The 25,630-nt window shown below is 60.2% G+C and carries 28 protein-coding genes and 1 tRNA gene; 21 read left to right on the top strand and 8 right to left on the bottom strand.

Translation table 11 applies throughout. The features are described 5' to 3' along the window. Positions 1–4 precede the first annotated feature (4 nt). A complete protein-coding gene (locus AOA62_RS16945; RefSeq protein ID WP_017137618.1) occupies positions 5–724 on the top strand; it encodes a DUF4198 domain-containing protein in 720 nt (239 codons plus the stop codon). A gap of 133 nt (positions 725–857) precedes the next feature. Here AOA62_RS16945 and hemH read toward each other — a convergent pair whose 3' ends face one another. Both hemH and AOA62_RS16935 read right to left on the bottom strand, forming a co-directional pair. Further along, entirely contained in the window at positions 858–1,883 is a 1,026-nt protein-coding gene (gene hemH / locus AOA62_RS16940; protein WP_099549231.1) for a ferrochelatase, read from the bottom strand. A gap of 14 nt (positions 1,884–1,897) precedes the next feature. Further along, entirely contained in the window at positions 1,898–2,797 is a 900-nt protein-coding gene (locus AOA62_RS16935; RefSeq protein ID WP_099549230.1) for a TIGR01777 family oxidoreductase, read from the bottom strand. Between the two features lie 238 nt (positions 2,798–3,035). Here AOA62_RS16935 and AOA62_RS16930 point away from each other — a divergent pair, with 238 nt between their 5' ends. From AOA62_RS16930 to AOA62_RS16875, 12 genes are all read left to right on the top strand, one after another. Continuing rightward, on the top strand, positions 3,036–4,022 hold the full coding sequence (locus AOA62_RS16930; protein ID WP_017137621.1) for an NAD(P)/FAD-dependent oxidoreductase: 987 nt from the start codon (positions 3,036–3,038) through the stop codon (positions 4,020–4,022). Next, complete coding sequence (locus AOA62_RS16925; RefSeq protein WP_017137622.1) at positions 4,019–4,234, top strand: TIGR02450 family Trp-rich protein; 216 nt, start codon at positions 4,019–4,021, stop codon at positions 4,232–4,234. The genes AOA62_RS16930 and AOA62_RS16925 overlap by 4 nt, the downstream gene beginning before the upstream one ends. A gap of 113 nt (positions 4,235–4,347) precedes the next feature. Further along, positions 4,348–5,307 carry a DUF523 and DUF1722 domain-containing protein gene (locus AOA62_RS16920; protein ID WP_099549229.1) on the top strand — a complete coding sequence of 320 codons (960 nt, stop codon included), beginning with the start codon at positions 4,348–4,350 and terminating at the stop codon, positions 5,305–5,307. 3 nt (positions 5,308–5,310) lie between these two features. Continuing rightward, entirely contained in the window at positions 5,311–6,240 is a 930-nt protein-coding gene (locus AOA62_RS16915) for a MerR family transcriptional regulator (RefSeq protein WP_017137624.1), read from the top strand. Then, positions 6,241–7,683 (top strand): deoxyribodipyrimidine photo-lyase, encoded by a 1,443-nt coding sequence (gene phrB, locus AOA62_RS16910; protein ID WP_017137625.1) that lies wholly within the window; start codon positions 6,241–6,243, stop codon positions 7,681–7,683. It abuts the gene before it with no gap. Next, a complete protein-coding gene (locus AOA62_RS16905) occupies positions 7,676–8,098 on the top strand; it encodes a nuclear transport factor 2 family protein (RefSeq protein WP_099549228.1) in 423 nt (140 codons plus the stop codon). The genes phrB and AOA62_RS16905 overlap by 8 nt, the downstream gene beginning before the upstream one ends. Beyond that, a complete protein-coding gene (locus AOA62_RS16900) occupies positions 8,095–8,877 on the top strand; it encodes an SDR family oxidoreductase (RefSeq protein ID WP_017137627.1) in 783 nt (260 codons plus the stop codon). The genes AOA62_RS16905 and AOA62_RS16900 overlap by 4 nt, the downstream gene beginning before the upstream one ends. Beyond that, positions 8,874–10,121 carry an NAD(P)/FAD-dependent oxidoreductase gene (locus AOA62_RS16895; protein WP_099549227.1) on the top strand — a complete coding sequence of 416 codons (1,248 nt, stop codon included), beginning with the start codon at positions 8,874–8,876 and terminating at the stop codon, positions 10,119–10,121. The genes AOA62_RS16900 and AOA62_RS16895 overlap by 4 nt, the downstream gene beginning before the upstream one ends. Beyond that, on the top strand, positions 10,118–10,927 hold the full coding sequence (locus tag AOA62_RS16890; RefSeq protein WP_017137629.1) for a DUF1365 domain-containing protein: 810 nt from the start codon (positions 10,118–10,120) through the stop codon (positions 10,925–10,927). Before AOA62_RS16895 ends, AOA62_RS16890 begins: the two co-directional genes overlap by 4 nt. Next, positions 10,914–12,185 (top strand): cyclopropane-fatty-acyl-phospholipid synthase family protein, encoded by a 1,272-nt coding sequence (locus AOA62_RS16885; protein WP_099549226.1) that lies wholly within the window; start codon positions 10,914–10,916, stop codon positions 12,183–12,185. Before AOA62_RS16890 ends, AOA62_RS16885 begins: the two co-directional genes overlap by 14 nt. After that, the gene (locus tag AOA62_RS16880) at positions 12,178–12,669 is read left to right on the top strand and encodes a DUF2878 domain-containing protein (RefSeq protein ID WP_099549225.1); all 492 of its coding nucleotides are present in this window, start codon (positions 12,178–12,180) and stop codon (positions 12,667–12,669) included. The genes AOA62_RS16885 and AOA62_RS16880 overlap by 8 nt, the downstream gene beginning before the upstream one ends. 54 nt (positions 12,670–12,723) lie before the next feature. Next, positions 12,724–13,029 (top strand): YkgJ family cysteine cluster protein, encoded by a 306-nt coding sequence (locus AOA62_RS16875; protein WP_017137632.1) that lies wholly within the window; start codon positions 12,724–12,726, stop codon positions 13,027–13,029. 132 nt (positions 13,030–13,161) lie between these two features. Here AOA62_RS16875 and AOA62_RS16865 read toward each other — a convergent pair whose 3' ends face one another. From AOA62_RS16865 to hemA, 6 genes are all read right to left on the bottom strand, one after another. After that, positions 13,162–13,680, bottom strand: coding sequence for an acyloxyacyl hydrolase (locus tag AOA62_RS16865; protein ID WP_017137633.1), 519 nt, complete (start codon positions 13,678–13,680; stop codon positions 13,162–13,164). 110 nt (positions 13,681–13,790) lie between these two features. Further along, positions 13,791–14,585, bottom strand: coding sequence for a glutamate racemase (gene murI, locus AOA62_RS16860; protein ID WP_099549224.1), 795 nt, complete (start codon positions 14,583–14,585; stop codon positions 13,791–13,793). After that, positions 14,578–15,333 carry a molybdopterin-synthase adenylyltransferase MoeB gene (locus AOA62_RS16855; RefSeq protein WP_099549223.1) on the bottom strand — a complete coding sequence of 252 codons (756 nt, stop codon included), beginning with the start codon at positions 15,331–15,333 and terminating at the stop codon, positions 14,578–14,580. Before AOA62_RS16855 ends, murI begins: the two co-directional genes overlap by 8 nt. Continuing rightward, the gene (gene prmC / locus AOA62_RS16850) at positions 15,327–16,157 is read right to left on the bottom strand and encodes a peptide chain release factor N(5)-glutamine methyltransferase (RefSeq protein ID WP_099549222.1); all 831 of its coding nucleotides are present in this window, start codon (positions 16,155–16,157) and stop codon (positions 15,327–15,329) included. The genes AOA62_RS16855 and prmC overlap by 7 nt, the downstream gene beginning before the upstream one ends. Further along, on the bottom strand, positions 16,158–17,240 hold the full coding sequence (gene prfA / locus AOA62_RS16845; protein WP_099549221.1) for a peptide chain release factor 1: 1,083 nt from the start codon (positions 17,238–17,240) through the stop codon (positions 16,158–16,160). Next, positions 17,237–18,526 carry a glutamyl-tRNA reductase gene (gene hemA / locus AOA62_RS16840; RefSeq protein ID WP_017137638.1) on the bottom strand — a complete coding sequence of 430 codons (1,290 nt, stop codon included), beginning with the start codon at positions 18,524–18,526 and terminating at the stop codon, positions 17,237–17,239. The genes prfA and hemA overlap by 4 nt, the downstream gene beginning before the upstream one ends. Positions 18,527–18,708: 182 nt before the next feature. Here hemA and AOA62_RS16835 point away from each other — a divergent pair, with 182 nt between their 5' ends. The 8 genes from AOA62_RS16835 (at position 18,709) to ychF (ending at position 25,622) form a co-directional block, all read left to right on the top strand. Next, on the top strand, positions 18,709–20,433 hold the full coding sequence (locus AOA62_RS16835) for a tetratricopeptide repeat protein (protein WP_017137639.1): 1,725 nt from the start codon (positions 18,709–18,711) through the stop codon (positions 20,431–20,433). 4 nt (positions 20,434–20,437) lie between these two features. Continuing rightward, positions 20,438–21,055, top strand: a complete 618-nt coding sequence (gene lolB, locus AOA62_RS16830) for a lipoprotein insertase outer membrane protein LolB (RefSeq protein ID WP_017137640.1) — start codon at positions 20,438–20,440, stop codon at positions 21,053–21,055. Between the two features lie 49 nt (positions 21,056–21,104). Next, complete coding sequence (ispE, locus tag AOA62_RS16825; protein WP_178110933.1) at positions 21,105–21,908, top strand: 4-(cytidine 5'-diphospho)-2-C-methyl-D-erythritol kinase; 804 nt, start codon at positions 21,105–21,107, stop codon at positions 21,906–21,908. 37 nt (positions 21,909–21,945) lie between these two features. Continuing rightward, positions 21,946–22,020: transfer RNA gene (locus tag AOA62_RS16820), tRNA-Gln, on the top strand. A gap of 46 nt (positions 22,021–22,066) precedes the next feature. Further along, the gene (locus AOA62_RS16815) at positions 22,067–23,008 is read left to right on the top strand and encodes a ribose-phosphate pyrophosphokinase (RefSeq protein ID WP_003208392.1); all 942 of its coding nucleotides are present in this window, start codon (positions 22,067–22,069) and stop codon (positions 23,006–23,008) included. A gap of 139 nt (positions 23,009–23,147) precedes the next feature. After that, entirely contained in the window at positions 23,148–23,747 is a 600-nt protein-coding gene (locus tag AOA62_RS16810) for a 50S ribosomal protein L25/general stress protein Ctc (protein ID WP_017137642.1), read from the top strand. 168 nt (positions 23,748–23,915) lie between these two features. Continuing rightward, positions 23,916–24,500: an aminoacyl-tRNA hydrolase gene (gene pth / locus AOA62_RS16805; protein WP_010213318.1), complete on the top strand. Its 585-nt coding sequence runs from the start codon at positions 23,916–23,918 to the stop codon at positions 24,498–24,500. Between the two features lie 21 nt (positions 24,501–24,521). Next, complete coding sequence (gene ychF, locus AOA62_RS16800; RefSeq protein WP_017137643.1) at positions 24,522–25,622, top strand: redox-regulated ATPase YchF; 1,101 nt, start codon at positions 24,522–24,524, stop codon at positions 25,620–25,622. The last annotated feature ends 8 nt before the right edge of the window (positions 25,623–25,630 follow it).

Raw genomic sequence — 25,630 nt, 5'->3', positions numbered from 1 at the left:
CCCCATGCAAGCCTTCAAATCCCTGGCCGTGATCGGCCTGCTGTTTGCCAGCCAAGTCTCGGCCCACGGCCTGTGGACCGAACAACGACGCGGCAATATCGAAGTGATCTACGGCCACGGCGCCGAAGACAATGCCTTCAAGGCGCAGAAAATCAGCGGCGCCTGGGCGTATGACGCCAGCGGCAAAATGATCCCGGTCACCGTGGAGCGCCTGGCCGACCACGCACGCCTCAAGCCACTCAAATCGCCCGCCGTTTTAGCCGTGGCGTTGGATAACGGGATGTGGTCGCAGACGCCGGACAAGAAGTGGATCAACCAGGGCCGTAGCCAAGTGCCAGGCGCGATTGAGTCGACCCAGACCTTCAAGTACAGCCTGGCGATTTACCAGCCGGGGGCGAAGCTGCCCAAACTGGATCAGATCAAGCTGCTGATCCTGCCGGAAGTCGACCCGCTGACCGTAGGGCCAGGCAAGTCACTGCCGGTGCGGGTGCTGCTGGACGGCAAACCGGCGGCGGGGATCAAGCTGGTGGGCGATTATCGCAATGCGCCGAACACCTTGAGCACTGAGACCGACAAGGACGGCCGCGCCCAGGTGCTGGTGCGTAATGAGGGGTTGAATGTGATTGCCGCGCAGGTGGAGATTCCGCTCAAGGACAACGCCGACGTGGCCACCCGCGGGCTGTTTACTTCGTTGACCTTCCTCGGTGAACCGCACCACGAATAAACCCTGAAAAACACTGTGGGAGCGGGCTTGCCCGCGATGGCGGCCTATCAGTCACCAAATATGTCGACTGACAAACCGCCATCGCGGGCAAGCCCGGCTCCCACAGTTGATCTCTATCGTTTCGACACTCGGACTACAGCGCTACTGGCGCCCGCTTGCACAGCGTATTAAGCGCTGCCGCCCACTGCGGGTCATCGTTCAAGCACGGCACCAACACCAACTCCTCGCCCCCTGCCTCGCGGAACTGCTCCAGCCCGCGATCACCAATCTCCTCCAGGGTCTCGATGCAATCGGCGACAAACGCCGGGCACATCACCAGCAGCTTTTTCACGCCTTGCTGGGCCAAGGTCTCCAGGCGGGCCTCGGTGTAGGGTTCGATCCACTTGGCACGGCCCAGCCGTGACTGGAACGCCACCGACCACTTGCCCTCCGGCAAGCCCATGCGCGCGGCAAAGTCGCGCGCCACGCTGAAGCACTGGGCGCGGTAGCAGGTGGCAAGCACCTCGGGCGAAGCGTTCTTGCAGCAGTCAGCATCCTTGAAGCAATGCTGGCCTGTGGGGTCGAGTTTTTTCAGATGGCGCTCAGGCAACCCATGGAAGCTCAGCAACAAGTGATCGAATTCCTGTGCCACGTACGGCCGGGCGCTGGCGACCAAGGCGTCGAGGTATTCCGGCTGATCGTAGAACGGCTGCAAGATAGAAAACTGCACGTTGAGCTTCTTGTCGCGGACCACACGCTTGGCTTCTTCGATCACCGTGGTCACGGTGCTGTCAGCGAACTGCGGATACAACGGCGCCAGGGTGACTTTTTGAATGCCTTGAGCCGCGAGGCGCGTGAGGGTGGTTTCAAGCGACGGCTCGCCGTAGCGCATCGCCAGCTCCACCGGGCCGTGGGTCCACTGCTGGGTCATTTGCGCTTGTAAGCGACGGCTCAGGACCACAAGCGGCGAACCCTCTTCCCACCAGATCGAGGCGTAGGCATGCGCCGATTGCTCAGGGCGCTTGATCAGGATCAGCGACACCAGCAAGCGCCGCACCGGCCACGGCAGGTCGATCACATAAGGGTCCATCAGGAACTGATTAAGGTAGCTGCGCACATCGGCCACCGAAGTGGACGCCGGTGAACCCAGGTTGACCAGTAACAACGCGTGATCCGTCATGCAACATCCTATGGCTAGAGGCGGCTGGACAAGTCTTCCAGTGCCGCGTGCAACTCAGTGAACTGAAAAGTGAAACCGGCGGCCAGCAACCGTTCGGGGACGGCCTTCTGCCCGCCCAGCAACAACCCGGACAACTCGCCCAGACCGACCTTCAAGGCAAACGCCGGCATCGGCATGAACGCTGGGCGGTGCAGCACCTGGCCCAGGGTGTTGGCAAACTCGCGATTACGTACCGGGTGTGGCGCGCAGGCATTATAAGGACCGCTGGCGTCGTCGTTGTGCAGAAGAAAATCAATCAGGGCGATTTGATCTTTGATATGGACCCACGGCATCCACTGCCGACCATTGCCGATCGGCCCGCCCAGCCCCAGTTTGAACGGCAGCAGCAGGCGCGACAAAAAGCCGCCCTTGGCCGCCAACACCAGGCCAGTGCGCACCAGCACCACGCGGGTGCCGAAGGCTTCGGCGCGCAACGCGGTTTCTTCCCAGGCGATGCACAGTTGGCTGGGGAAATCATCCTGCACCGGGCCACTGGCTTCGGTCAGTTCGCGCTCGCCGCCGTCGCCATACCAGCCCACTGCAGAGCCGGAAATCAACACCGCCGGCTTTTGCGCCAGGCCTTGCATCCAAGCCAGCAAGGTTTCGGTGTGGCCGATGCGGCTGCTCCACAGCAATGCCTTGCGCTTTTTGGTCCATGGGCGATCGGCAATCGGCGCGCCCGCCAGGTTGACCACCGCATCCACCGTGCCGATCACGTCTTGCAAGCGGCCAACACCGAGCACCTCGGCACCGCACCATTTGGCCACGGTATCCGGCTCGCGGCTCCACACGGTCAGGCGATGCCCTTGGGCAAGCCAGTGCAGACAGAGTTGGCGACCGATCAAGCCCGTACCGCCGGTCAGCAAAATATGCATGGGTTTCTCCTCATGTAACGTTTGCCGCCCATCGCTAGTCTATTTTATAAGCATGGATCTTTTGTAAGTGGGCGTTACGTTGGTTTCAGAGGCCGGTTCAGGCCTCCTTCTTAACCCCTCACCCTTAACCTTAGGTCACGCCGTTAGAACAGGTACGCCAAAACTTATACCAAAAAACAATATTGTACAGCTATGGGTGTCGGCGTAGTCTGTACCCAAAGGTAAAACGAGGCCCCCAATGACTGTTCCCATCGCGATCATCGGCACCGGCATCGCCGGTCTTTCCGCCGCCCGAGCGTTACGAGACGCGGGGCACGTTGTACAACTCTTCGATAAAAGCCGTGGCAGTGGTGGCCGCATGTCCAGCAAGCGCAGCGATGCCGGCGCGTTGGACATGGGCGCACAATACTTCACGGCCCGCGACCGGCGCTTCGTCAACGAAGTACAGCGCTGGCAAAGCAACGGCTGGGCCGAACAGTGGAAACCGCAGCTGTACAACTTCAAGTCCGGCCAGCTCACGCCCTCCCCCGACGAGCAGATCCGCTGGGTCGGCACGCCGCGCATGAGCGCTATTACCCGCGCACTGCTTGACGACTTGCCGGTTGAGTTCGGTTGCCGCATCACCGAAGTGTTCCAAGGCAAGCAGCACTGGAACCTGCTGGACGCCGACGGCGGCAATCATGGCCCGTTCAGCCACGTAGTCATTGCCACGCCGGCGCCCCAGGCCACCGCCCTGCTGGCCGCTGCGCCCAAGCTTGCAAGTGCCGCCGCCGGGGTGAAGATGGACCCCACCTGGGCCGTCGCGCTGGCCTTTGACACGCCGCTGGATACGCCGATGCAAGGCTGCTTTGTGCAAGACAGCCCGCTCGACTGGCTGGCGCGCAACCGCAGTAAACCCGGGCGTGACGCCACCCTCGACACCTGGGTGTTGCATGCCACCAGCGCCTGGAGCAAGGCCAATCTCGACTTGCCCAAAGAGGCGGTAATCGAACACCTGCACGGTGCCTTCGCCGAACTGCTGCACAGCGCCATGCCCGCACCGTCCTTTAGCCTGGCCCATCGCTGGCTCTACGCCAGGCCGTCGGAGCGGCATGAATTTGGCGTGCTGGCCGACGCCGACCTGGGCTTGTATGTGTGTGGTGACTGGTGCCTGTCCGGGCGGGTCGAAGGCGCGTGGCTCAGCGGCCAGGAGGCCGCACGCCGCCTGATCGAACACCTGCAATGAACCGTCTCAACCCGACGAAATTGCTGTTGTCGAAGTGGACAGCAGCACGCCCGCGCAACAAGGAAAAACACTTCCTCGTCACCGAACTGTTCCGTGATGACGAAGGCACCGTGCTCGAAATCGAGCTGCAAGCGGTCATGACCCGCCGCGCCGAACGCCTCCCGTGGCAAACCCTGCAAAATGCCGAAGACTGGCGCATGGGTTGGAAATAGCGGGCGCTGAAAATACTTATACAAATAATTTGACTTGTACAGCATCAAACCTATGATGAGATTTAGTTGTACAGAGTTATAAATCTGTATAGGAATTTCGCAGAGGGTTGAGCATGTCCAGCAGCGCAAAACCGAAGATCGCCATCAGTGCCTGCCTGCTCGGCGAAAACGTGCGCTTTAACGGCGGACACAAACAATCCCTGCTGTGCAGCCAAACGCTCGCCGACTATTTCGACTTCGTGCCGTTGTGCCCCGAAGTGGCGATCGGCCTGGGCATCCCCCGCGAACCGATTCGCCTGGTGGGCGACCCTGTCCACCCGCAGGCGGTCGGCACCGTGCACCGTGACCTCAATGTGACGCAGCCATTGGATGATTACGGCCAGCAGATGGCTGTGGAACACACAGACCTGTGCGGCTACATCTTCATGCAGAAGTCGCCGTCGTGCGGGCTGGAGCGGGTCAAGGTCTACCGCGACAACGGCACGCCCGTTGATGGCGGCGGGCGCGGCATTTATGCCCAGGCGTTTTGCGCACGCCACCCCAACCTGCCGGTGGAAGAAGACGGCCGGTTGAATGACCCGGTGCTGCGCGAGAACTTCCTCACCCGCGTGTTCGTGTACGCCAGCTGGCAAGAATTGCTGGCTGAGGGCATCACCCGTCACCGCCTGTTGGCGTTCCACGCGCGCTACAAATACCTGCTGATGGCCCACAGCCCTGTGCATTACAAAAGCCTTGGCCACCTGCTGGGCAGCATGGGCAAGAGCATCAACCTGGATGAACTGGCCGCCGGCTATTTCAGCGAGCTGATGACCGGCCTGAAAAAGTGCGCCACACGCGGCACCCACACCAATGTGCTGCAACACATCAGCGGCTACCTCAAACAAGCCATCAGCGCCGATGACAAGCAGGAAATGCAAACCGTCATCGGCCAATACCGCACCGGCATCGTGCCGCTGGTAGTGCCGCTGACCTTGCTCAAACATCACTTTCGCCAACACCCGGACCGCTACATCGCGCAGCAGGCGTACCTGCAGCCGCACCCGGAAAACCTCAGCCTGCGTAATGCGATCTAGACCATGACACCTGCCCTGCAAGACGACCCTGTCGAAGACATCGCCCAAGCCATCGAAGACGGCTGGCTGCCGATTCGCGAAGTGGCGCGCCAGACCGGCGTCAACGCCGTGACCCTGCGCGCCTGGGAGCGCCGTTATGGCCTGATCGTGCCCCAGCGCACGCCCAAGGGCCATCGGCTGTTCAGCGCCGAACATGTACAACGCATCCACACCATTCTGACCTGGCTCAACCGTGGTGTGCCGGTCAGCCAGGTCAAAGGCTTGATCGATTCCGCCCAGGCCAGCCCCGACAGCGTCGAAAATGAATGGCATGTGCTGCGTCATAAACTGCTCACCGCAATCAGCGAATTGGCCGAACGCCGGGTCGACGACCTGTTCAACCAGGCCATGGCGCTGTACCCGCCGCGCACCTTGTGTGAGCAATTGATGCTGCCGCTGCTCAACGCGCTGGAGCAACGCTGGCAGGGCCAGTTCGGCGCGCAAATGGAGCGAGTGTTTTTTCTGTCCTGGCTGCGCAGCAAGTTCGGCGCGCGCATTTACCACAACAACCGCCAGCTCCAGGGCGCGCCGTTGCTGCTGGTCAACCAGTCAGACGTGCCCCTGGAACCACACCTGTGGCTTAGCGCCTGGCTGGCCAGCAGCGCCGACTGCCCCGTGGAGGTTTTTGATTGGCCTTTGCCGACCGGCGAACTGGCCCTGGCCGTGGAACACCTGCAACCGCGTGCGGTGCTGCTGTACTCAAGCAAAGCCCTCCACTTGTCGGCACTCGGCAAACTGTTGGGCGGCATCAGTTGCCCAATTTTGATTGCCGGACCAACGGTATGCATCCACCAGGACGAGTTAGCCGTATTAACCCGTGACACTCCTGAATTGTTCGTGGCCGAAGACCCCTTGTCAGCCCACCAGTTACTGATCCAGCGTGGAATTGTCTAAATGCATTTGATCTGGCTGCGCACCGACTTGCGCCTACACGACAACACCGCCCTCGCCGCCGCCTGCCAGCGCGGCCCGGTTGCCGCCGTGTACCTGATCACGCCGCAGCAATGGCTGGCCCATGATGATGCACCCTGCAAAGTCGATTTCTGGCTGCGTAACCTCAAGCACCTGAGCCAGGCCCTTGGCGAACTGAACATTCCCTTGCTGATTCGCACCGCCGACACCTGGGACCAGGCGCCCGCCGTGCTGGGCAAACTGTGCCGGGAACTGTCAGTGGAGTCGGTGCACGTCAACGAGGAATACGGCATCCACGAGAGCCGTCGCGATGTGGCCGTGGCCAACGCCCTGGAGGCTGACGGTGTGACGTTCCACAGCTACCTCGACCAACTGTTTTTCCAACCCGGCAGCGTGCTGACCAAAACCGGCACTTACTTTCAGGTGTTCAGTCAGTTCCGCAAGGTCTGCTACAGCCGCCTGCACAGCGCCTTGCCGCGCCTGGTGGCCACGCCGCAACAACAGGCACCGCAGGATGTGCACAGCGACGCCATCCCGGATCAGGTCGACGGTTTCGCGCCGCCCAGCGAGACCTTGCGCGCTTTCTGGCCCGCCGGTGAAGAAGAAGCCCGGCGTCGCCTTGACGCCTTCGCCGACCAACAGATCAGCTACTACAAAGACGAACGCGACTTCCCGGCCAAACCCGGCACCAGCCAGCTCTCGGCCTACCTCGCCGCCGGTGTGGTTTCGCCGCGCCAGTGCCTGCACGCCGCCCTGCAAACCAACCAGGGCGAGTTCGAAAGCGGCGATATCGGCGCCATCACCTGGATCAACGAGTTGCTGTGGCGCGAGTTCTATAAACACATTCTGGTCGGTTACCCACGGGTCTCACGCCACCGTGCGTTCCGCCCCGAAACCGAGGCACTGGCCTGGCGCGATGCGCCCAAGGACTTGGCCGCCTGGCAGCAAGCGCGCACCGGCCTGCCGATCATTGACGCAGCCATGCGCCAACTGCTGGAAACCGGTTGGATGCACAATCGCCTGCGCATGGTGGTGGCGATGTTTTTGACCAAGAACCTGCTGATCGACTGGCGCGAAGGCGAGCGCTTCTTTATGCGCCACTTGATCGACGGCGACCTGGCCGCCAACAACGGCGGCTGGCAGTGGAGTTCGTCCACCGGCACCGACGCGGCACCGTACTTCCGGATTTTCAGCCCGTTGAGCCAGTCGGAAAAGTTCGACAGCGAAGGGGTGTTCATCAAGCACTGGCTGCCAGAGTTGGCGGCGCTGAACAAAAAAGAAGTGCACAACCCCGAAGCCGCCGGTGGCCTGTTCGGCGCGGCAGATTACCCACGCTCGATTGTCGACCTGAAAAAATCCCGCGAGCGCGCCCTCGCCGCCTTCCGCAACCTGCCTTCACGCCAGGAGGTCGCCGAACATGAGTGACTTCCTGCACCGGTTCGCCCAAGCCTTTACCACGCTGGACAAGCACAACCTGCACCTGCTCGACAGCTTGTACAGCCAGGACATTGCCTTCACCGATCCGCTGCACGAAGTGCATGGGCTGCCCGCTTTGCGCGGTTACTTCACCGAGATGTACAGCAACATCAGCCAGTTGAGTTTTGACTTCCATGGCTTCGACCAGGTCGCCGAAGGTGAAGGCTACCTGCGCTGGAAAATGAGTTTTTGCCACCCGCGCCTGGCCAATGGCAAGGTAATCCGGGTGGAAGGTTGCTCGCACCTGATATGGCGCGACAAGGTCTACCGCCATCGCGATTATTTCGATGCGGGCGCGTTGCTCTATGAACACTTACCGGTAGTCGGCCGTGTGGTCAGTTGGCTAAAAAGGAGAATGGGATGAGCCTTGTACCGCCCCGCCGTTATTGGTTGACCGGCGCCAGCAGTGGCATCGGTGCCGCACTGGCCGTCGAACTGCTCAACAGTGGCGCGCATGTGGCGCTCAGCTCGCGCAGCAAAGGCCCGCTGGAAGCGTTCGCCCAGCGTTATCCAGGCCAAGTGCTGGTGGTAGCCGGCGACCTGACCAACAGCCAGACCGTGCGCGAGATCGGCGAACGCATCGGCGAGGTCTGGGGTTCATTGGACACGGTGATCCTCAACGCCGGCACCTGTGAGTATGTCGACGCCCGGCAATTCGACTCCTCCATCGTCGAGCACGTGGTGCGCACCAACCTGCTTGCCAGCAGCTATTGCATCGAAGCTGCACTGCCGCTGTTGCGCAAAGGGCTCACCCCACATCTGGTCGGCGTTGCCAGCGCCGTGACCTACCTGCCAATGCCGCGCGCCGAAGCCTATGGCGCGTCCAAGGCCGGGCTGCGTTACCTGTTCGAATCGCTGCGCATCAGCCTGTCGCCGGAGAACATCGACGTCACGGTGATCAGCCCGGGCTTTGTCGACACCCCGCTGACCGAACGCAATGATTTCCCGATGCCGCTGAGCTGGTCCGCCGAAAAGGCTGCGCGGCATATCTTCGCCAAATTGGAAAAGCGCCCGCTGGAAATCGCCTTCCCCGCGATGTTTATCGCCACCTTGTGGCCATTGTCGAAACTGCCCAACCGCGCGCAACTGATTATCGGCAAACGCATGCTGCGCAGCCCGCCACCGAAGAAGGACGACCTGTGAAGATCGCCATCATCGGCAGCGGTATCGCCGGGCTGACCAGCGCTTACCTGCTCAGTCGGCGCCACGACATCACGCTGTTTGAGGCGGGCGAGCGCATTGGCGGGCACACTCACACGGTCAACGTCACGGTCAAAGGTAAACCCTATGCCGTGGACACCGGTTTTATCGTGTTCAACGACTGGACCTATCCTAATTTCATCCGTCTGCTCGGGCAGATTGGCGTGACCTTCAAGCCCACCGAAATGAGCTTTTCGGTGTGCGACCAGAACGCAGGTTTCGAGTACAACGGTAATAACCTCAACAGCCTGTTTGCCCAGCGCCGCAATATTCTCTCGCCGGGATTCTGGGGCATGTTGCGCGACATTCTGCGCTTTAATCGCCAGGCACCGCTGGACCTGCAAGAGCAACGCATCAGTGCCGATATGACCCTGGGCGACTACCTCGAGGCCGGGGGTTATGGCCCACGCTTTATCCGCCATTACATCGTGCCGATGGGCGCGGCGATCTGGTCGATGTCGCTGGCGGACATGCTCGGTTTTCCGTTGCAGTTCTTTGTGCGGTTCTTCAAGAACCACGGGTTGCTGTCGGTGAACAATCGGCCGCAATGGTGCGTGATCGAAGGTGGTTCCAGCAGTTATATCGAACCTTTGACCCGCAGTTTTCGCGAGCAGATCCGCCTCAATTGCCCTGTGGATAAAGTCGAACGCACAGTCGACGGCGTGGTTATCCACAGCCTCGCCGGCAGCGAGACCTTTGACCGCGTGGTGTTCGCCTGTCACAGCGACCAGGCCCTGGCGTTGCTGGCCGACCCGAGCCAGGCTGAGCAGGACATTCTTGGTGCCCTGCCCTACGCCGACAATGACGTGGTGCTGCACACCGACACGCGCCTGCTGCCCGATCGCAAACTGGCCTGGGCCAGCTGGAATTATCGCCTGAGCGGCAGCGCGCAAACCCAGGCGGCCGTCACTTACGACATGAACATCCTGCAAGGCATCCACAGCGACACCACCTTTTGCGTCAGCCTCAACCAGACGCCGATGATCAACCCGCTGAAGATCCTCGCGCGCTACACCTATGCGCATCCGCAATACAGCCTGGCGGCAGTGGCCGCACAAAACCGCTGGGAAGAATTGCACGGTGCGCGGCACACCTTTTACTGCGGCGCCTACTGGGCCAACGGTTTTCATGAAGACGGCGTGAGCAGCGCATTACGCGTGGCCCAGGCCTTTGGCGAAACCCTATGAACAGCGCCCTGTACAGCGGCTGGATCGCCCATCGCCGGTTTGCGCCCAAGGCCCACGCCTTTCGCTACCGCATCGGCCTGCTGTACCTGGACTTGAGCGAACAAGACGAAGTGCTCGGCCTATCACCCCTGGCCGGCAACAGCCGCCTGGCGCCCTTCGGCTTTCGCCAGCAGGACTACCTGCGTGAATTCACGCGTCACGGCATGAGCTTGAGCGATGCCGTGCGCCAGGAAGTCGGCAAGGCACTGGGGCGCGAGCCCCGGGGCGTTATCTGCCTACTGACCCAGGCCCGCAGTTGGGGCCTGGCTTTTAACCCGGTGAGTTTCTTCTACTGCTTCGAGGCCGACGGGCAACTGGCCGCGATCCTGTGTGAAGTAACCAACACCCCGTGGCGCGAACGTTACCACTATGTGCTGCCGGCCCAGGCGCTCGGCGCCGAGGAACACCAGCACTTCGCCGTGGCCAAGGCGTTCCATGTGTCGCCGTTTTTACCCCGCGACCTGGAATACCGCATGAGTTTCAGCCCGCCGGCCGACAGGCTTGGTGTGCACATGGCCGATTGGCAGGGCACGCAAAAAGTCTTCGACGCCACCTTGAGCCTGCAAAAAGAAACGCTGACCCGCGCCAGCCTGCACCGTTACCTGTGGCGCTTCCCGTGGATGACCGCCAAGACCTGCCTGGCGATTTACTGGCAAGCCATGCGCCTGTTACTCAAACGCACACCGATTTTTTCCCATCAGGCCGCCGATGGCGCCTCTCGCACCGCAGTCGGGTATACCAAGGATCGCCGCCATGAAATCCCCTAGCTTATCGGTCAAGACCAACCGCCTGAACGTCAACGGCGTGACCAGTGCGCTGTTGCGCAAAGGTGTGCTGCGCCAGCTCAGCCAACTGCGCCACGGCCAGTTGGTAGTGATTGAAGAGGGTGAACGCCAGGTGTTCGGCGCACGCGAAGCGCATCTGTTGGGCGAAATCCAGATCCACGATTCGGCGGTCTGGGGCTTGGTGGCCGCCAATGGTTCGATCGGCGCCGGCGAGGCGTTTATCCACGGTTACTGGAGCAGCCCGGACCTCACCGCCGTGGTGCGTGTGATGGTCAGCAACCTTGATGTGCTTGACGCAATGGAAGGCGGCCTGGCGCGCTTGGCGCGACCGTTCACCCAAGGCCTGCACTGGCTTAACCGCAACACCCGCAAGGGCTCGCAGAAAAATATCGCCGCCCACTATGACCTGGGCAACGACCTGTTCGAGGAATTCCTCGACCCGACCATGATGTATTCGGCGGCGCAGTTCCTGACGCCCGACGACAGCCTGGAACAGGCGCAGTTGAACAAGCTGGAACGCATCTGCCAGAAGCTTGCGCTCAAACCCACTGACCATTTGCTCGAAATCGGCACCGGCTGGGGCAGCATGGCGTTGTATGCGGCGCAGCACTATGGCTGCAAGGTCACCACCACGACCTTGTCCAAAGAACAGTTTGCCTACACCGAAAAACGCATCGAGGCCTTGGGCCTTAAGGATCAGGTGAAGCTGCTGCTGCAAGATTATCGCGACCTGACCGGTCAGTACGACAAGCTGGTGTCCATCGAGATGATCGAAGCGGTCGGCCATCGCTTCCTGCCCACCTACTTCAAGCAATGCGCGCACCTGCTCAAAAGCGACGGCCTGATGCTGCTGCAAGCCATCACCATTCGTGAGCAGCGTTTTGAGCAGGCCAAGAACAGCGTCGACTTTATCCAGCGCTATATTTTCCCCGGTGGCGCCCTGCCTTCCGTGCAGAACATGTTGCAGATCGTCAGCCGCGACACCGACATGAACCTGCTGCACATGGAAGACTTCGGCTTGCACTACGCGCGCACCTTGCGCCTGTGGCATGAGAACTTCCGTCGCGCCCATGGCCGCCTTGCCGAGTTGGGCTACGATGAATACTTCCTGCGTCTGTGGGAATTCTACTTGTGCTACTGCGAAGGTGGGTTTATGGAGCGAACGATCGGTACCGCGCAGTTGCTGCTGGCCAAGCCTGCGGCGATCAACCCGCCGTTGCTCGGGCGTTTCAGTGCTTAAAACGCTGGCCAATGCCGTGCTGTTCCAGTGCGGTTGGTTTGCCTGTGTGCTGGGCGGTGACACCCGTTGGTTATGGGTGGGCGCTGGTGTGCTGGTCATCCACCTGCTGTGGACAAGCTCATGGTCTGAAGACGGCCAAGTGCTCCTGGCCGTGACCCTTTTGGGTACCGTAGTCGATACCTCGTTGCGTACCTTTGGCGTGTTTCACTTCGGTTTTCCAGGGCCGCTGATTCCCTTTTGGCTAATCATGCTATGGGCACTGCTCGCCACCACGCTGCGCCATTGCCTGGCCTGGAGCGCACAACCCTGGTGGCGCGCCAGCCTGCTGGGTGCGGTGGGCGGGCCGTTGTCTTACTACGCCGGCAGCCAATTGGCCGGTGTGCGTTTCGGCTACGACACAACGCTAACGCTGATCGGCCTGGCGCTGCTTTGGGCGATCCTGTTCCCCGTCATGCACGGGGTGGCGCGACAGCTTGGCCACTGACGTCCGTCAGAGCATTCATGCGCACCCAGCGCGCTTGCCTTACACTGCGCGCCTATGACCAACATCCCCCACACTCAAATCACCGAACCCGCCGTCACCTGCTCGACGTGCGCGGCCTGCTGCTGCCAGCTGGAAGTCATGCTGATTACCGACACGGGTGTGCCGCAACGCTATATCGATACCGACGACTGGGGCGGTGAAGTGATGCTGCGACTGGATGACGGCTGGTGCGCGGCGCTGGATCGGGACACGATGATGTGCACGATCTACGAGCGGCGGCCGTTGATCTGTCGGGAATTCGAAATGGGTGCGCCGGAGTGCCTGGAAGAGCGCCAGGGCATTGCGACGGCGTATCGCTGAGCCAAAATGTGGTGGATATAAAATGTGGGAGCTGGCTTGCCTGCGATAGCATCACTTCGGTGTAACTGATAAACCGAGGTGTCTGCATCGCAGGCAAGCCAGCTCCCATATGGTTTTGCGCAGGCTTGAGAGTTACAACGGGTAGGTGTAGTGCAACGAGTAGCTCTCTACCCCGTCGTTATTGCTGCTGATGCCCGCATTGGAATAGTGCGTGGCGCGAATGCCCACTTCATGCCCACCGGCGAAGCGCAAACCAAAGCCCAGTCGGTCTTCGAACTGGAAGGCCTGGCCGATGTTGTTGTCTTCAACCCGCGTACGTGAAAACACCGCGACACCGATCCCGGCTTCTATATAGGGCTTGACCTTCTCCCCGGCAAACTCGTACACAAACACCGGCGAGAACGACAGGCTGCTGACACTCGCGCGTTTGTCGCCATCCCAGTAGGTGTAAGCGCCGCTCCAATAGCCGGTCAGTCGGCCCGTATCACTCTGCCACCAGCTTTTATCCCAATCCGACGTCAGCCCCAACCGATAGGTCATGGTCGAATCGCTGGTTCCCCCCACCCCAAATTCCAGGCCGGCGGCCTGGGCCGAAACAGAGTGTCCCACCACAGCGGCCGCAATCGCAGCCAAACAGAACAAGCGCTTCATAAGAGCACATCCTTTGAGATCGAAGTCGTATGGTTTTGTACAGGCTAACGCTATAGAAGCTTGCGCGATGCCAGAAGTTCAGCTTCTAACCGCGATGTTTCACGAATTTTTCACAAGCCAAAATTACGCACAACACCGGGAGATTTCCAGAGTGCCGGTAGGATATTTCTTAGGTGATCGACGTCGCCGCTGGTCCAGAACTGCGCTGGCTCAGGCTTGCCGGGCGACAGCAGGTTACGTTCGCCCAACAGACGCTTGAGCTGACGCGCCACGGCAGCGCCGGTGTCGATCAGGATGATGCTAGGGGGAAGCATCTGTGCCAGAAGCGGCTTGAGGAAGGGGTAATGGGTACAGCCGAGGATGATGGTGTCACAACCGGCGCTCAGCAGCGGGTCGACATAGCCCTGCAACAGCTGGCGCAGCGCGGTGCTGTTGAGGTCACCGGTTTCGATCAACTCCACCAGGCCCGGGCACGGCTGGGTAATCACCCGCACGTCGGTGGCAAAGCGGTCGAGTAATGCTGCGAACTTGGCACTTTGCAATGTGCCGGTGGTGGCGAGCACGCCGACCACGCCACTGCGGGTGGCAGCGGCGGCTGGCTTGACCGCCGGCTCCATACCCACCAAAGGCCAGTCGGGATAGTCCTGGCGCAAATCAGCCACGGCGGCGACGGTTGCGGTGTTGCAGGCAATCACAAAGGCTTTGGCGCCTTGTTCACGAAAAAACTCGGCGACCAAACGGCTACGCTCAAGAATGAACGCCGGGGATTTTTCACCGTAGGGGATATGCCCGCCATCAGCCACGTACAGCAGTGACTCATGGGGCAACAACTGCTGGATTTCATCCAGCACCGACAGGCCGCCGACGCCGGAATCGAACACACCGATGGGCGCGTCCTTAACCATGGGCCGTCCCGCAAACGCTGCAGCCGGGGTCGCGCTTGACGCGCAGTTCGCGAAAACGCGTGGTCAAGGCGTCGATCAGTAGCAAGCGCCCCACCAAGGGTTCACCAAAGCCTGCCAGCAACTTCAGCGCTTCCAGTGCTTGCAGGCTACCGACCAGCCCGACCAACGGACCGACCACACCGGCTTCGCTGCAGGTCAGCTCGGTGTCGCTGCCGTGCCCATATAAACAGTGGTAGCACGGGCTTTCGTCGCGGCGCGGGTCGAACACTGACAATTGCCCTTCCAGGCGAATGGCCGCACCGCTGACCAATGGTTTTCCAGCCGCAACACAAGCGGCGTTGACGGCTTCACGGGTGGCGAAGTTGTCGCTGCAATCGAGCACCACGTCTACTGCGGCCACTGCGGCGGCGAGTGAATCGGCATCCAGCGCAGTGCGATGGGCGACCAACGTAATTTCGGGGTTGATGCCGGCCAGGCGACGCATGGCCGAATCGACCTTGGCCTGCCCGACGCTGTCGGTGTCGTGGATGATCTGGCGTTGCAGGTTGGTCAGGTCGACAGTGTCGAAGTCTGCCAGGTGCAACTCGCCCACGCCGGCAGCGGCCAGGTACAACGCGACTGGCGCACCCAAGCCGCCGAGGCCGACAATCAGCGCATGGCCGTTTTTAAGACGCAGCTGGCCTTCGATGTCGACATGTTGCAACAGAATCTGTCGGCTATAGCGCAACAGCTCCTGGTCGGTCAGCACGGGCGGCGCCCCAACGTGATGCGTTCGTGGCCGCCGAGGTCGATGCGGCTGTGGACCTCTTCAAAGCCCTCACCCGACAACAAATCACGTACCGCCGCAGCTTGGTCGTAACCGTGTTCTAGCAGCAGCCAGCCACCGGTATTCAAGTGGGCTGGGGCCTGAGCGATGATCAACCGCAGATCGTCCAGCCCATCATGGCCCGCCACCAAGGCGCTGGCCGGTTCAAAGCGCACATCGCCTGCCACCAGGTGCGGATCATTATCGGCAATGTAAGGCGGGTTGCTGATGATCAATTCGAAGCGCTGGCCTTGCAGCGCGCTGAACCAATGGCTGTTCAACACCGTGGCGTTCTTCAGGTGCAGGCGCTGGCGGTTGCGTTCGGCCAGGGCTACGGCTTCGAGCACACGGTCAACGGCAGTGACCTGCCAGGCCGGGCGTTCGCTGGCCAGGGCCAGGGCGATCGCGCCGCTGCCGGTGCCCAGGTCGAGGACCTTGGCAGGCGTGGCCGGCAACAATTCAAGGGCGGCTTCCACCAGCAGCTCGGTTTCCGGGCGCGGGATCAGCGTGTGCGGCGCGACCTCCAGGTCGAGCTTCCAGAAACCCTGCTGACCGAGGATGTAGGCCACCGGCTCACCCGTGCGGCGACGCTGCAGGTAATCGGCAAAGGTCAGCGCATCTTCGCTGCTGACGATTTTTTCCGGCCAGGTGTGCAAGTAGCTGCGCGATTTTCCCAAGGCAGCAGCCAGTAACAGTTCCACATCCAGACGCGCAGTGGGCGAGTCAGGCAGGTCAGCGGCGCGCAGAAGGCTGGCAATAATGGTCATTTATTCACCTATCGCCGCCAATTGATCGGCCTGGTATTCGGCCAGCAAAGGCTCGATCACCGCATCAACGCCGCCGGCGAGAATTTCGTCGAGGGAGTAAAGCGTGAGGTTGACCCGGTGGTCGGTGACCCGGCCTTGGGCGAAGTTGTAGGTGCGGATGCGTTCGGAGCGGTCGCCCGAGCCCACCAGCAGCTTGCGCTCGCTGGCAATCGCGTTGGCGGCGGCGCTGGTCTGCTGGTCGTTGAGCTTGGCCGACAGCCAGGACATGGCCCGCGCACGGTTTTTGTGCTGGGAACGCTCTTCCTGGCATTCGACCACGATGCCCGACGGCAAGTGGGTGATCCGGATCGCCGAGTCGGTCTTGTTCACGTGCTGACCACCGGCGCCCGACGAACGGTAGGTGTCGACACGCAAGTCCGCCGGGTTGATCTCAATGGCTTCCTGCTCGTCCGGCTCGGGCAACACGGCCACGGTGCACGCCGAGGTGTGGATACGGCCCTGGGATTCAGTCGCCGGAACCCGCTGCACGCGGTGCGCGCCGGACTCGAATTTAAGCTTGCCGTAGACGTTGTCACCTTCGACCCGGGCGATGACTTCTTTATAGCCGCCGTGCTCACCTTCATTCTCGGACAAAATCTCGACCCGCCAGCCACGTCGCTCGGCGTAGCGCGAGTACATGCGGAACAGGTCGCCGGAGAAGATTGCCGCCTCGTCGCCACCGGTGCCGGCGCGGATTTCGAGGAACACGTTGCGCCCGTCGTTCGGGTCTTTGGGCAGCAGCATGCGTTGCAGGTCGCCTTCCAACTCGGCCAGCTTCTCTTTGGCTTCGCGGACTTCTTCCACGGCCATTTCACGCATGTCCGGGTCGCTGTCCTTGAGCAGCGCCTGGGCGCCTTCGAGGTCGGCCTGCACTTTCATCAGGCTTTTATAGGTGGCCACAATCGGCTCAACTTCGGCGTATTCCTTGGAATAGGCGCGGAACTTGGTCTGATCGGAGATGACCTCGCCATCGCCGAGCAAGGCGGTCAGTTCTTCGAAACGGTCCTGGAGCACGTCCAGTTTATTGAGCAGTGACGCTTTCATTGCGGTTTTTTATCCGAAGAGCTATCTGACGCGCCCTCACCGAGGGCAAAGAGTTCCTGGGCCATGGCCAGCGCATCGAGGCGGCCTTCGGCGGTAAGCTTTTTCAACTGAACGCTGGGGGCGTGGAGCAATTTGTTGGTCAGGCCACGTGCCAATTGCATCAGCACTTCTTCGGCGCTGCTGCCGTTGGCCAGCAAGCGCTGGGCCTTGATCAATTCTTCATCGCGCAGGCGTTCACCCTGCTGACGATACGCCTTAAGCACGTCGACCGCCGCCAGCTCACGCAGGCGCACCATAAAGTCTTCGGCGCCGGTGCTGACCATTTCCTCGGCGGCCTGGGCTGCGCCCTGGCGACTCTTGAGGTTTTCGGCGACCACTTCGTGCAGATCATCGACGCTATAGAGGTAAACGTCGTCCAACTCGCCGACTTCAGGCTCGATATCACGGGGAACAGCGATATCCACCATGAAGATCGGTTTGTGCTTGCGCAGCTTCAGCGCGCTCTCGACCGCGCCTTTGCCCAGGATCGGCAACTGGCTGGCGGTGGAGCTGATGACGATATCGCTGCGCACCAGCTCGGCCGGGATGTCCGAGAGCAACACCGCGTGGGCGCCAAACTGCTCGGCCAGGATGCTCGCGCGCTCCAGGGTGCGGTTGGCGACCACGATACGCTTGACGCCCAGGTCATGCAGGTGGCGAGCGACCAAGGTGATGGTTTCACCGGCGCCGATCAACAGCGCCTGGCTGCGCTGCAAGTCACTGAAAATCTGTTTGGCCAGGCTCACGGCGGCGAACGCGACGGACACCGGGTTTTCACCGATGGCGGTGTCGGTGCGCACCTGCTTGGCCGAATTGAACGTAGCCTGGAACAAACGGCCAAGCAACGGGCCGACGGTGCCAGCCTCGCGGGCCACGGCGTAGGCGGATTTCATCTGGCCGAGGATCTGCGGCTCGCCCAACACCAGCGAGTCGAGCCCTGCGGCGACGCGCATCATGTGACGAACTGCCGCATCCTCTTCGTGCACATATGCACTGGCGCGCAGGTCCTCGAGATCCAAATGGTGATAATCGGCCAGCCAGCGCAGCACCACATCCGCTGAGAGATGTTCCTGCTCTATATAAAGCTCGCTGCGATTGCAGGTCGAAAGGATCGCAGCTTCGCGGCTGTCGGTGAGCCGGCAGAGCTGCTGCAAGGCCTCAACCAACTGCTCTGGCGTAAACGCCACGCGCTCGCGCACGTCTACGGTTGCAGTCTTGTGGTTAATACCGAGTGCGAGGAAGGCCATTCAATATCGCTGATGATGTCGGGAAGCCGACAATTGTCCTACTTCGATAGATCCAGAACAACCACCGTCGTCTATTGTCCTAGTAGCTTGTGCCTATAAAGGCGCCCACTGAGACTCGGTTATGTTTGGCCGAAGGCTTGTGTCATGATGATCCGACCGCAGGTTAGTCGTCCTCTTCCTATATGAATAGATCTTCCGCGTTGCTCCTTGCTTTTGTCTTCCTCAGCGGCTGCCAGGCCTTGGCACCCGTGTCGCCGGACGGTACGCCGCCGGTCGAAGACAGCGCCCCAGCCCCTGAAAAGCCCAAGGTTTACTCCTCGTTCAATGAAGAAACGATCTACAGCCTGCTGACCGCGGAACTCGCCGGCCAGCGCAATCGTTTCGATATTGCCCTGGATAACTATGTGACCCAGGCCATCAACACCCAGGACCCGGGCATTTCGGAGCGTGCGTTTCGCATCGCCGAATACCTGGGCGCTGACCAGGCCGCGCTGGATACTTCGCTGATCTGGGCGAAAAACGCTCCGCAAGACCTGGAAGCGCAACGTGCGGCGGCCGTGCAACTGGCACGCGCCGGGCGCTATGACGACTCCATGGTGTATATGGAGAAAGTCCTGCAGGGCAAGGGCGACACGCATTTCGACTTCCTCGCGCTGTCGGCTGCCGACACTGACCAGGACACGCGCAATGGCTTGATGAAGAGTTTTGACCGCCTGCTGCAAAAGCATCCGAAGAACAGCCAACTGATTTTCGGCAAAGCCTTGCTGCTGCAGCAGGATGATGAAGCCGATGCCGCCCTCAAGCTGCTGGAGCAGAACCCGCCGGAAGACGGCGAGATCGCCCCGATTCTGCTGCGCGCACGCTTGCTGCAGAACCTTAATCGCGGCAAGGAAGCGATTCCACTGCTGGAAAAAAGCATCAAGAAATACCCGGGCGACAAGCGCTTGCTGCTGACCTATGCGCGAATGCTGGTGGAGCAAGACCGCATGGAAGACGCCAAAGTGCAGTTCGCCAACCTGGTCCAGCAATACCCCGACGACGACGAGCTGCGTTACTCCCTGGCACTGGTCTGCCTGGAAGCCAAGGCCTGGGACGAGGCCAAGGGTTATCTGGAGGAGCTGATCGAGCGCGAAAGCCATGTGGATTCGGCGCACCTGAACCTCGGCCGCATCGCGGAAGAACGCAACGACCCGCAGGCTGCGCTGCTTGAGTACGCCCAGGTCGGCCCCGGCAACGATTACCTGCCGGCCCAGCTGCGTCAGGCCGATATCCTGATGAGCAACGGCCGCACCGACGAAGCGGAAAAACGCCTGGCGGCGGCACGTGATGCCGAACCGGACTATGCGATTCAGCTGTACCTGATCCAGGCCGAAACACTATCGGCCAACAAGCAGGGCGAACGCGCCTGGAAATTGCTGCAACAAGCCTTGCTGCAATACCCCGACGATTTGAACCTGCTGTACACCCGCGCCATGCAGGCGGAAAAACGCAATGACCTGGCGCAGATGGAAAAAGACCTGCGCCTGATCATCAAGCGCGACCCGGACAATGCCATGGCGCTCAATGCCCTGGGCTACACCCTGTCGGACCGCACCACGCGTTACGCCGAAGCCAAGGTGCTGATCGAACAAGCCCACAAGCTCAACCCGGAAGACCCGGCCGTGCTCGACAGCCTGGGTTGGGTGAATTACCGCCTGGGCAATCTGGACGAAGCCGAACGCCTGCTGCGCCAGGCACTCGAACGTTTCCCTGACCAAGAGGTGGCAGCCCACCTGGGTGAAGTGCTGTGGGCCAATGGCAAACAGCGCGAAGCGCGACAAATCTGGGAAAAATTCCTCAAGGAACAACCCGAAAGCCCCATCCTGCGCGGCACCATCAAGCGCCTGACCGGATCCGAGACCCTTTAAGCTTATGTTTTTGCGCCACGTTATTGTTTTCAGTTTCATCGCCCTGCTCGCCGGTTGCGCGGGCATCGGCAGTCGTGAATCCGTTGAAGGCCAGGGCAACCCGGCGCAATGGAAACAGCACAAAGAGCAGCTCAGCAGCATCGACGGCTGGCAGATCGACGGCAAGGTCGGGGTCCGCGCGCCGAAAGATTCCGGCAGCGGCACGTTGTTCTGGCTGCAGCGCCAGGACTATTACGATATCCGTTTGTCCGGGCCACTTGGCCGCGGTGCTGCGCGCCTGACCGGCCGGCCTGGGCAAGTGAGCCTGGAAGTGGCCAATCAAGGCCGCTATGAGGCAGCCACGCCGGAAGAACTGCTGGAACAACAGATTGGCTGGAAGCTCCCCGTTTCGCACCTTGTGTGGTGGGTACGCGGCCTGCCTGCGCCGGACAGCAAAAGCAGGCTGAGCCTCAATGGCGACAGTCGCCTGGCCACTCTGGAGCAGGATGGCTGGCAGGTTGAATACCTCAGCTATGTGCAACAGGGCGCCTACTGGCTGCCCGAGCGCATCAAACTGCATGGCACCGACCTTGACGTCACGCTGGTGATCAAGGAATGGCAACCGCGCAAGCTGGGGCAATAACGTGACCGCCACCACCTTGACACTGCCCTCCCCGGCCAAACTCAATTTGATGCTGCACATTCTGGGTCGCCGTGAAGACGGCTACCACGAGTTGCAGACGCTGTTTCAGTTTCTCGATTACGGCGATGAACTCACCTTCGCCGTGCGCGACGATGGCGTGATCCAACTGCACACCGAATTCGAAGGCGTGCCCCACGACAGCAATCTGATCGTCAGGGCCGCGAAAAAACTTCAGGCGCAATCCGGTTGCTCACTCGGCATCGACATCTGGATCGATAAAATTTTGCCCATGGGCGGCGGCATCGGTGGCGGCAGCTCAAATGCCGCGACCACGCTGCTCGGTTTGAATCACTTGTGGCAACTGGGCTGGGACCACGATCGCCTGGCCACGCTGGGCCTGACACTGGGCGCCGACGTGCCGGTTTTCGTGCGTGGGCACGCGGCTTTTGCCGAAGGCGTCGGGGAGAAACTCACCCCGGAATACCCCGAAGAGCCTTGGTATGTCGTGCTTGTTCCGCAAGTATCTGTAAGTACAGCAGAAATTTTTTCAGATCCACTGTTGACACGTAACTCTCCTCCCATTAAAGTGCGCCCCGTTCCCAAGGGAAACAGTCGAAATGACTGCTTACCGGTTGTAGCAAGGCGTTATCCAGAGGTACGTAACGCTTTGAATTTGTTAGGTAAATTTACCGAAGCAAAATTAACCGGAACTGGAAGTTGTGTGTTTGGGGGCTTCCCAAGCAAAGCTGAAGCTGATAAAGTCTCGGCCCTTCTTACAGAGACCCTTACAGGGTTTGTAGCAAAGGGAAGCAACGTTTCGATGTTGCATCGCAAGCTTCAAAGTCTGCTCTAAAAGGAACCGAGTACTGGGTACTCGTTGCAACAGATACAGGGGCGTCGCCAAGCGGTAAGGCAGCAGGTTTTGATCCTGCCATGCGTTGGTTCGAATCCAGCCGCCCCTGCCATTTTCTAATACTCATCCAGGTTACCCTCAGCCTCTAGGTACTGCGCGTGTCCAAGATGATGGTCTTTACGGGGAACGCCAACCCCGATCTGGCTCGACGTGTCGTACGTCAGCTGCATATCCCTCTCGGTGACATCTCTGTCGGTAAATTCTCCGACGGCGAAATTACAGCCGAGATCAATGAAAACGTCCGCGGTAAAGATGTTTTCATTATTCAGCCGACTTGCGCTCCGACCAACGATAACCTGATGGAACTCGTCGTGATGGCTGATGCCTTCCGCCGCTCCTCAGCGACTCGAATCACAGCTGTAATCCCTTACTTTGGTTATGCCCGTCAGGATCGCCGTCCGCGTTCCGCACGTGTGGCTATCAGCGCGAAAGTCGTTGCTGACATGCTGACCGTGGTAGGCATCGACCGTGTTCTCACGGTTGACCTGCACGCTGACCAAATCCAGGGGTTCTTCGATATTCCGGTAGATAACATCTACGGCTCCCCAGTATTGGTGGATGACATTGAAGACCAGCGTTTTGAAAACCTGATGATCGTGTCCCCGGACATTGGTGGCGTCGTGCGTGCACGGGCTGTTGCCAAATCCCTGGGCGTGGACCTCGGGATCATCGACAAACGCCGTGAGAAAGCCAATCACTCTGAAGTGATGCATATCATCGGTGATGTCGAAGGGCGTACCTGTATTCTGGTTGATGACATGGTCGACACCGCCGGCACCCTGTGCCACGCGGCGAAAGCCTTGAAAGAGCATGGTGCAGCAAAAGTCTTCGCCTACTGCACACACCCTGTGCTGTCGGGCCGAGCGATCGAGAACATCGAGAACTCCATGCTGGACGAACTGGTGGTGACTAACACCATCCCGTTGTCCGCAGCAGCTCAAGCCTGTTCGCGTATCCGTCAACTGGATATCGCACCGGTAGTTGCCGAAGCGGTTCGCCGCATCAGCAACGAAGAATCGATCAGCGCGATGTTCCGATAAGGGTCAAACCTTACGAAACATCCCACTGACGAAAAGCGCCCCGCCCCAGCATTCTGTTGGGGCGGGGCTTTTTTGCCCATATCGCCTTTAGCGCTGGTCGCAAACGCTGGGGCGAATGTGGTTATTTTGGAGATACAACATGAACGATTTTACTCTGAATGCTGAAGCGCGTTCCGACCTGGGGAAAGGTGCGAGCCGCCGCCTGCGTCGTCTCGCAAGCCTGGTTCCAGCTGTAGTTTACGGTGGCGACAAAGCCCCTGAATCCATCAGCATGCTGGCCAAAGAAATCGCCAAACTGCTCGAAAACGATGCGGCCTACAGCCACATCATCGAGCTGAATGTTGGTGGCAAGAAGCAGAACGTCATCATCAAGGCCCTGCAACGTCACCCAGCCAAAGGCCACGTGCTGCACGCTGACTTCGTACGCGTAGTAGCCGGTCAGAAACTGACCGCTATCGTGCCTGTGCACTTTGTTGGTGAAGAAGCTCCGGTCAAGAAAGGCGGCGAAGTTTCGCACGTTGTTGCCGAGATCGAAGTGACCTGCCTGCCGAAAGACCTGCCTGAGTTCATCGAAGTCGACCTGTCGGCTCTGGAAATCGGCGACATCGTTCACCTGTCCGACCTCAAAGCCCCTAAAGGCGTTGAGTTTGTTGCACTGGCTCACGGTGATGACAAAGCTGTTGCAAACGTTCACGCTCCACGCGTTGCACCAGAAGCTGAAGAAGGCGCTGCAGAGTAATTCACTCTGTAATGTCGGAGCTTGAGGAAACATCGCGGACCGGAACGTAGCGAGAAAGCGGGCGATAACGCGGCGTTTACTCTTGAGTAAATGATCTTTTGTTGACCGCTTTCGCCGCACACAGGTTGCGGCGATGTTATCCACAACTCCAAAGGAAGGGCCCCTGTCGTGACTGCCATTAAACTGATCGTTGGCCTGGGAAATCCAGGCGCCGAATACGAACAGACCCGGCATAACGCGGGGGCCCTTTTTGTTGAGCGTATCGCCCACGCACAAGGTGTGAACCTTGTGGCCGATCGCAAATATTTTGGCCTGACCGGGCGCTTCTCGCACCAGGGTCAGGATGTTCGTCTGCTGATTCCTACCACCTACATGAACCGCAGCGGCCAGGCTGTCGCGGCGCTTGCGGGCTTCTTCCGGATCAAACCCGAAGAAATCCTGGTGGCCCATGACGAACTGGACCTGCCACCCGGCGTTGCCAAACTCAAGTTAGGCGGCGGGCATGGCGGCCACAATGGCCTGCGCGACATCATTGCGCAGTTGGGTAATCAGAATAATTTTTACCGTCTGCGGCTCGGCATTGGCCACCCAGGCGTTGCCAGTATGGTTTCAAATTTCGTCCTGGGTCGTGCGCCACGCGCCGAACAGGAAAAACTCGATGCCAGCATCGACTTTGCCCTCGGCGTGCTGCCGGATATCTTCGCCGGTGAATGGAACCGCGCGATGAAAAACCTGCACAGCCAGAAGGCCTGACTCTTACCGAGGGGAAACACCATGGGATTCAATTGCGGCATCGTCGGCCTGCCCAACGTCGGCAAATCCACCCTGTTCAACGCCCTGACCAAGTCCGGTATTGCGGCGGAGAACTTCCCCTTCTGCACCATCGAACCCAACAGCGGTATCGTGCCGATGCCAGACCCGCGCCTGGACGCGTTGGCGGCGATCGTCAATCCCAAGCGTATCCTGCCGACCACCATGGAGTTCGTCGACATCGCGGGCCTGGTAGCCGGCGCGTCGAAAGGTGAGGGCCTGGGCAACAAGTTTTTGGCCAACATCCGTGAAACCGATGCCATCGCCCACGTGGTCCGCTGCTTTGAAGACGAGAACGTGATTCACGTCTCCAACAGCGTTGACCCGAAACGCGACATCGAGATCATCGACCTGGAGCTGATCTTCGCCGACCTCGACAGCTGCGAAAAGCAACTGCAGAAAGTCGCGCGTAACGCCAAGGGCGGTGACAAGGACGCAGTGGTTCAGAAAGGCCTGCTGGAACAACTGATCGCACACTTCACCGAAGGCAAGCCGGCACGCAGCCTGATGAAGAACATGGGCGTCGACGAGAAAGCCGTGATCAAAGGCTTCCACCTGCTGACCACCAAGCCTGTGATGTACATCGCCAACGTTGCCGAAGACGGCTTCGAGAACAACCCACTGCTCGACGTGGTCAAGGCCATCGCCGATGAAGAAGGCGCCATCGTGGTGCCGGTGTGCAACAAGATCGAAGCAGAAATCGCCGAGCTCGATGACGGCGAAGAAAAAGACATGTTCCTCGAGGCCCTGGGCCTGGAAGAGCCTGGCCTGAACCGCGTGATCCGCGCTGGCTACGAAATGCTCAACCTGCAGACCTACTTCACCGCCGGTGTTGAAGAAGTCCGCGCCTGGACCGTCAAGGTCGGTGCCACTGCACCGCAGGCCGCCGGCGTGATCCACACCGACTTCGAAAAAGGCTTTATTCGCGCCGAAGTCATCGCCTACAACGACTTCATCCAGTACAAGGGTGAAGCCGGTACCAAGGAAGCCGGTAAATGGCGCCTGGAAGGCAAAGAGTACATCGTCAAGGATGGCGACGTGATGCACTTCCGTTTCAACGTCTAAGCGCCATC

Source organism: Pseudomonas sp. 2995-3, from assembly GCF_002742565.1.
Classification (GTDB): Bacteria; Pseudomonadota; Gammaproteobacteria; order Pseudomonadales; family Pseudomonadaceae; genus Aquipseudomonas; species Aquipseudomonas edaphica.
Note: the sequence above shows the minus strand (reverse complement) of the source record. Positions and strands in the feature narration are given on the sequence as shown.

Excerpts from the sequence above, each read along its gene's own strand:
- AOA62_RS16945 (WP_017137618.1), top strand. The coding sequence starts at position 5 with ATGCAAGCCTTCAAATCCCTGGCCGTGATCGGCCTGCTGTTTGCCAGC.
- hemH (WP_099549231.1), bottom strand. The coding sequence starts at position 1,883 with ATGACGGATCACGCGTTGTTACTGGTCAACCTGGGTTCACCGGCGTCC.
- AOA62_RS16935 (WP_099549230.1), bottom strand. The coding sequence starts at position 2,797 with ATGCATATTTTGCTGACCGGCGGTACGGGCTTGATCGGTCGCCAACTC.
- AOA62_RS16930 (WP_017137621.1), top strand. The coding sequence starts at position 3,036 with ATGACTGTTCCCATCGCGATCATCGGCACCGGCATCGCCGGTCTTTCC.
- AOA62_RS16925 (WP_017137622.1), top strand. The coding sequence starts at position 4,019 with ATGAACCGTCTCAACCCGACGAAATTGCTGTTGTCGAAGTGGACAGCA.
- AOA62_RS16920 (WP_099549229.1), top strand. The coding sequence starts at position 4,348 with ATGTCCAGCAGCGCAAAACCGAAGATCGCCATCAGTGCCTGCCTGCTC.
- AOA62_RS16915 (WP_017137624.1), top strand. The coding sequence starts at position 5,311 with ATGACACCTGCCCTGCAAGACGACCCTGTCGAAGACATCGCCCAAGCC.
- phrB (WP_017137625.1), top strand. The coding sequence starts at position 6,241 with ATGCATTTGATCTGGCTGCGCACCGACTTGCGCCTACACGACAACACC.
- AOA62_RS16905 (WP_099549228.1), top strand. The coding sequence starts at position 7,676 with ATGAGTGACTTCCTGCACCGGTTCGCCCAAGCCTTTACCACGCTGGAC.
- AOA62_RS16900 (WP_017137627.1), top strand. The coding sequence starts at position 8,095 with ATGAGCCTTGTACCGCCCCGCCGTTATTGGTTGACCGGCGCCAGCAGT.
- AOA62_RS16890 (WP_017137629.1), top strand. The coding sequence starts at position 10,118 with ATGAACAGCGCCCTGTACAGCGGCTGGATCGCCCATCGCCGGTTTGCG.
- AOA62_RS16885 (WP_099549226.1), top strand. The coding sequence starts at position 10,914 with ATGAAATCCCCTAGCTTATCGGTCAAGACCAACCGCCTGAACGTCAAC.
- AOA62_RS16875 (WP_017137632.1), top strand. The coding sequence starts at position 12,724 with ATGACCAACATCCCCCACACTCAAATCACCGAACCCGCCGTCACCTGC.
- AOA62_RS16865 (WP_017137633.1), bottom strand. The coding sequence starts at position 13,680 with ATGAAGCGCTTGTTCTGTTTGGCTGCGATTGCGGCCGCTGTGGTGGGA.
- murI (WP_099549224.1), bottom strand. The coding sequence starts at position 14,585 with ATGGTTAAGGACGCGCCCATCGGTGTGTTCGATTCCGGCGTCGGCGGC.
- prmC (WP_099549222.1), bottom strand. The coding sequence starts at position 16,157 with ATGACCATTATTGCCAGCCTTCTGCGCGCCGCTGACCTGCCTGACTCG.
- prfA (WP_099549221.1), bottom strand. The coding sequence starts at position 17,240 with ATGAAAGCGTCACTGCTCAATAAACTGGACGTGCTCCAGGACCGTTTC.
- hemA (WP_017137638.1), bottom strand. The coding sequence starts at position 18,526 with ATGGCCTTCCTCGCACTCGGTATTAACCACAAGACTGCAACCGTAGAC.
- AOA62_RS16835 (WP_017137639.1), top strand. The coding sequence starts at position 18,709 with ATGAATAGATCTTCCGCGTTGCTCCTTGCTTTTGTCTTCCTCAGCGGC.
- lolB (WP_017137640.1), top strand. The coding sequence starts at position 20,438 with ATGTTTTTGCGCCACGTTATTGTTTTCAGTTTCATCGCCCTGCTCGCC.
- ispE (WP_178110933.1), top strand. The coding sequence starts at position 21,105 with ATGCTGCACATTCTGGGTCGCCGTGAAGACGGCTACCACGAGTTGCAG.
- AOA62_RS16810 (WP_017137642.1), top strand. The coding sequence starts at position 23,148 with ATGAACGATTTTACTCTGAATGCTGAAGCGCGTTCCGACCTGGGGAAA.
- ychF (WP_017137643.1), top strand. The coding sequence starts at position 24,522 with ATGGGATTCAATTGCGGCATCGTCGGCCTGCCCAACGTCGGCAAATCC.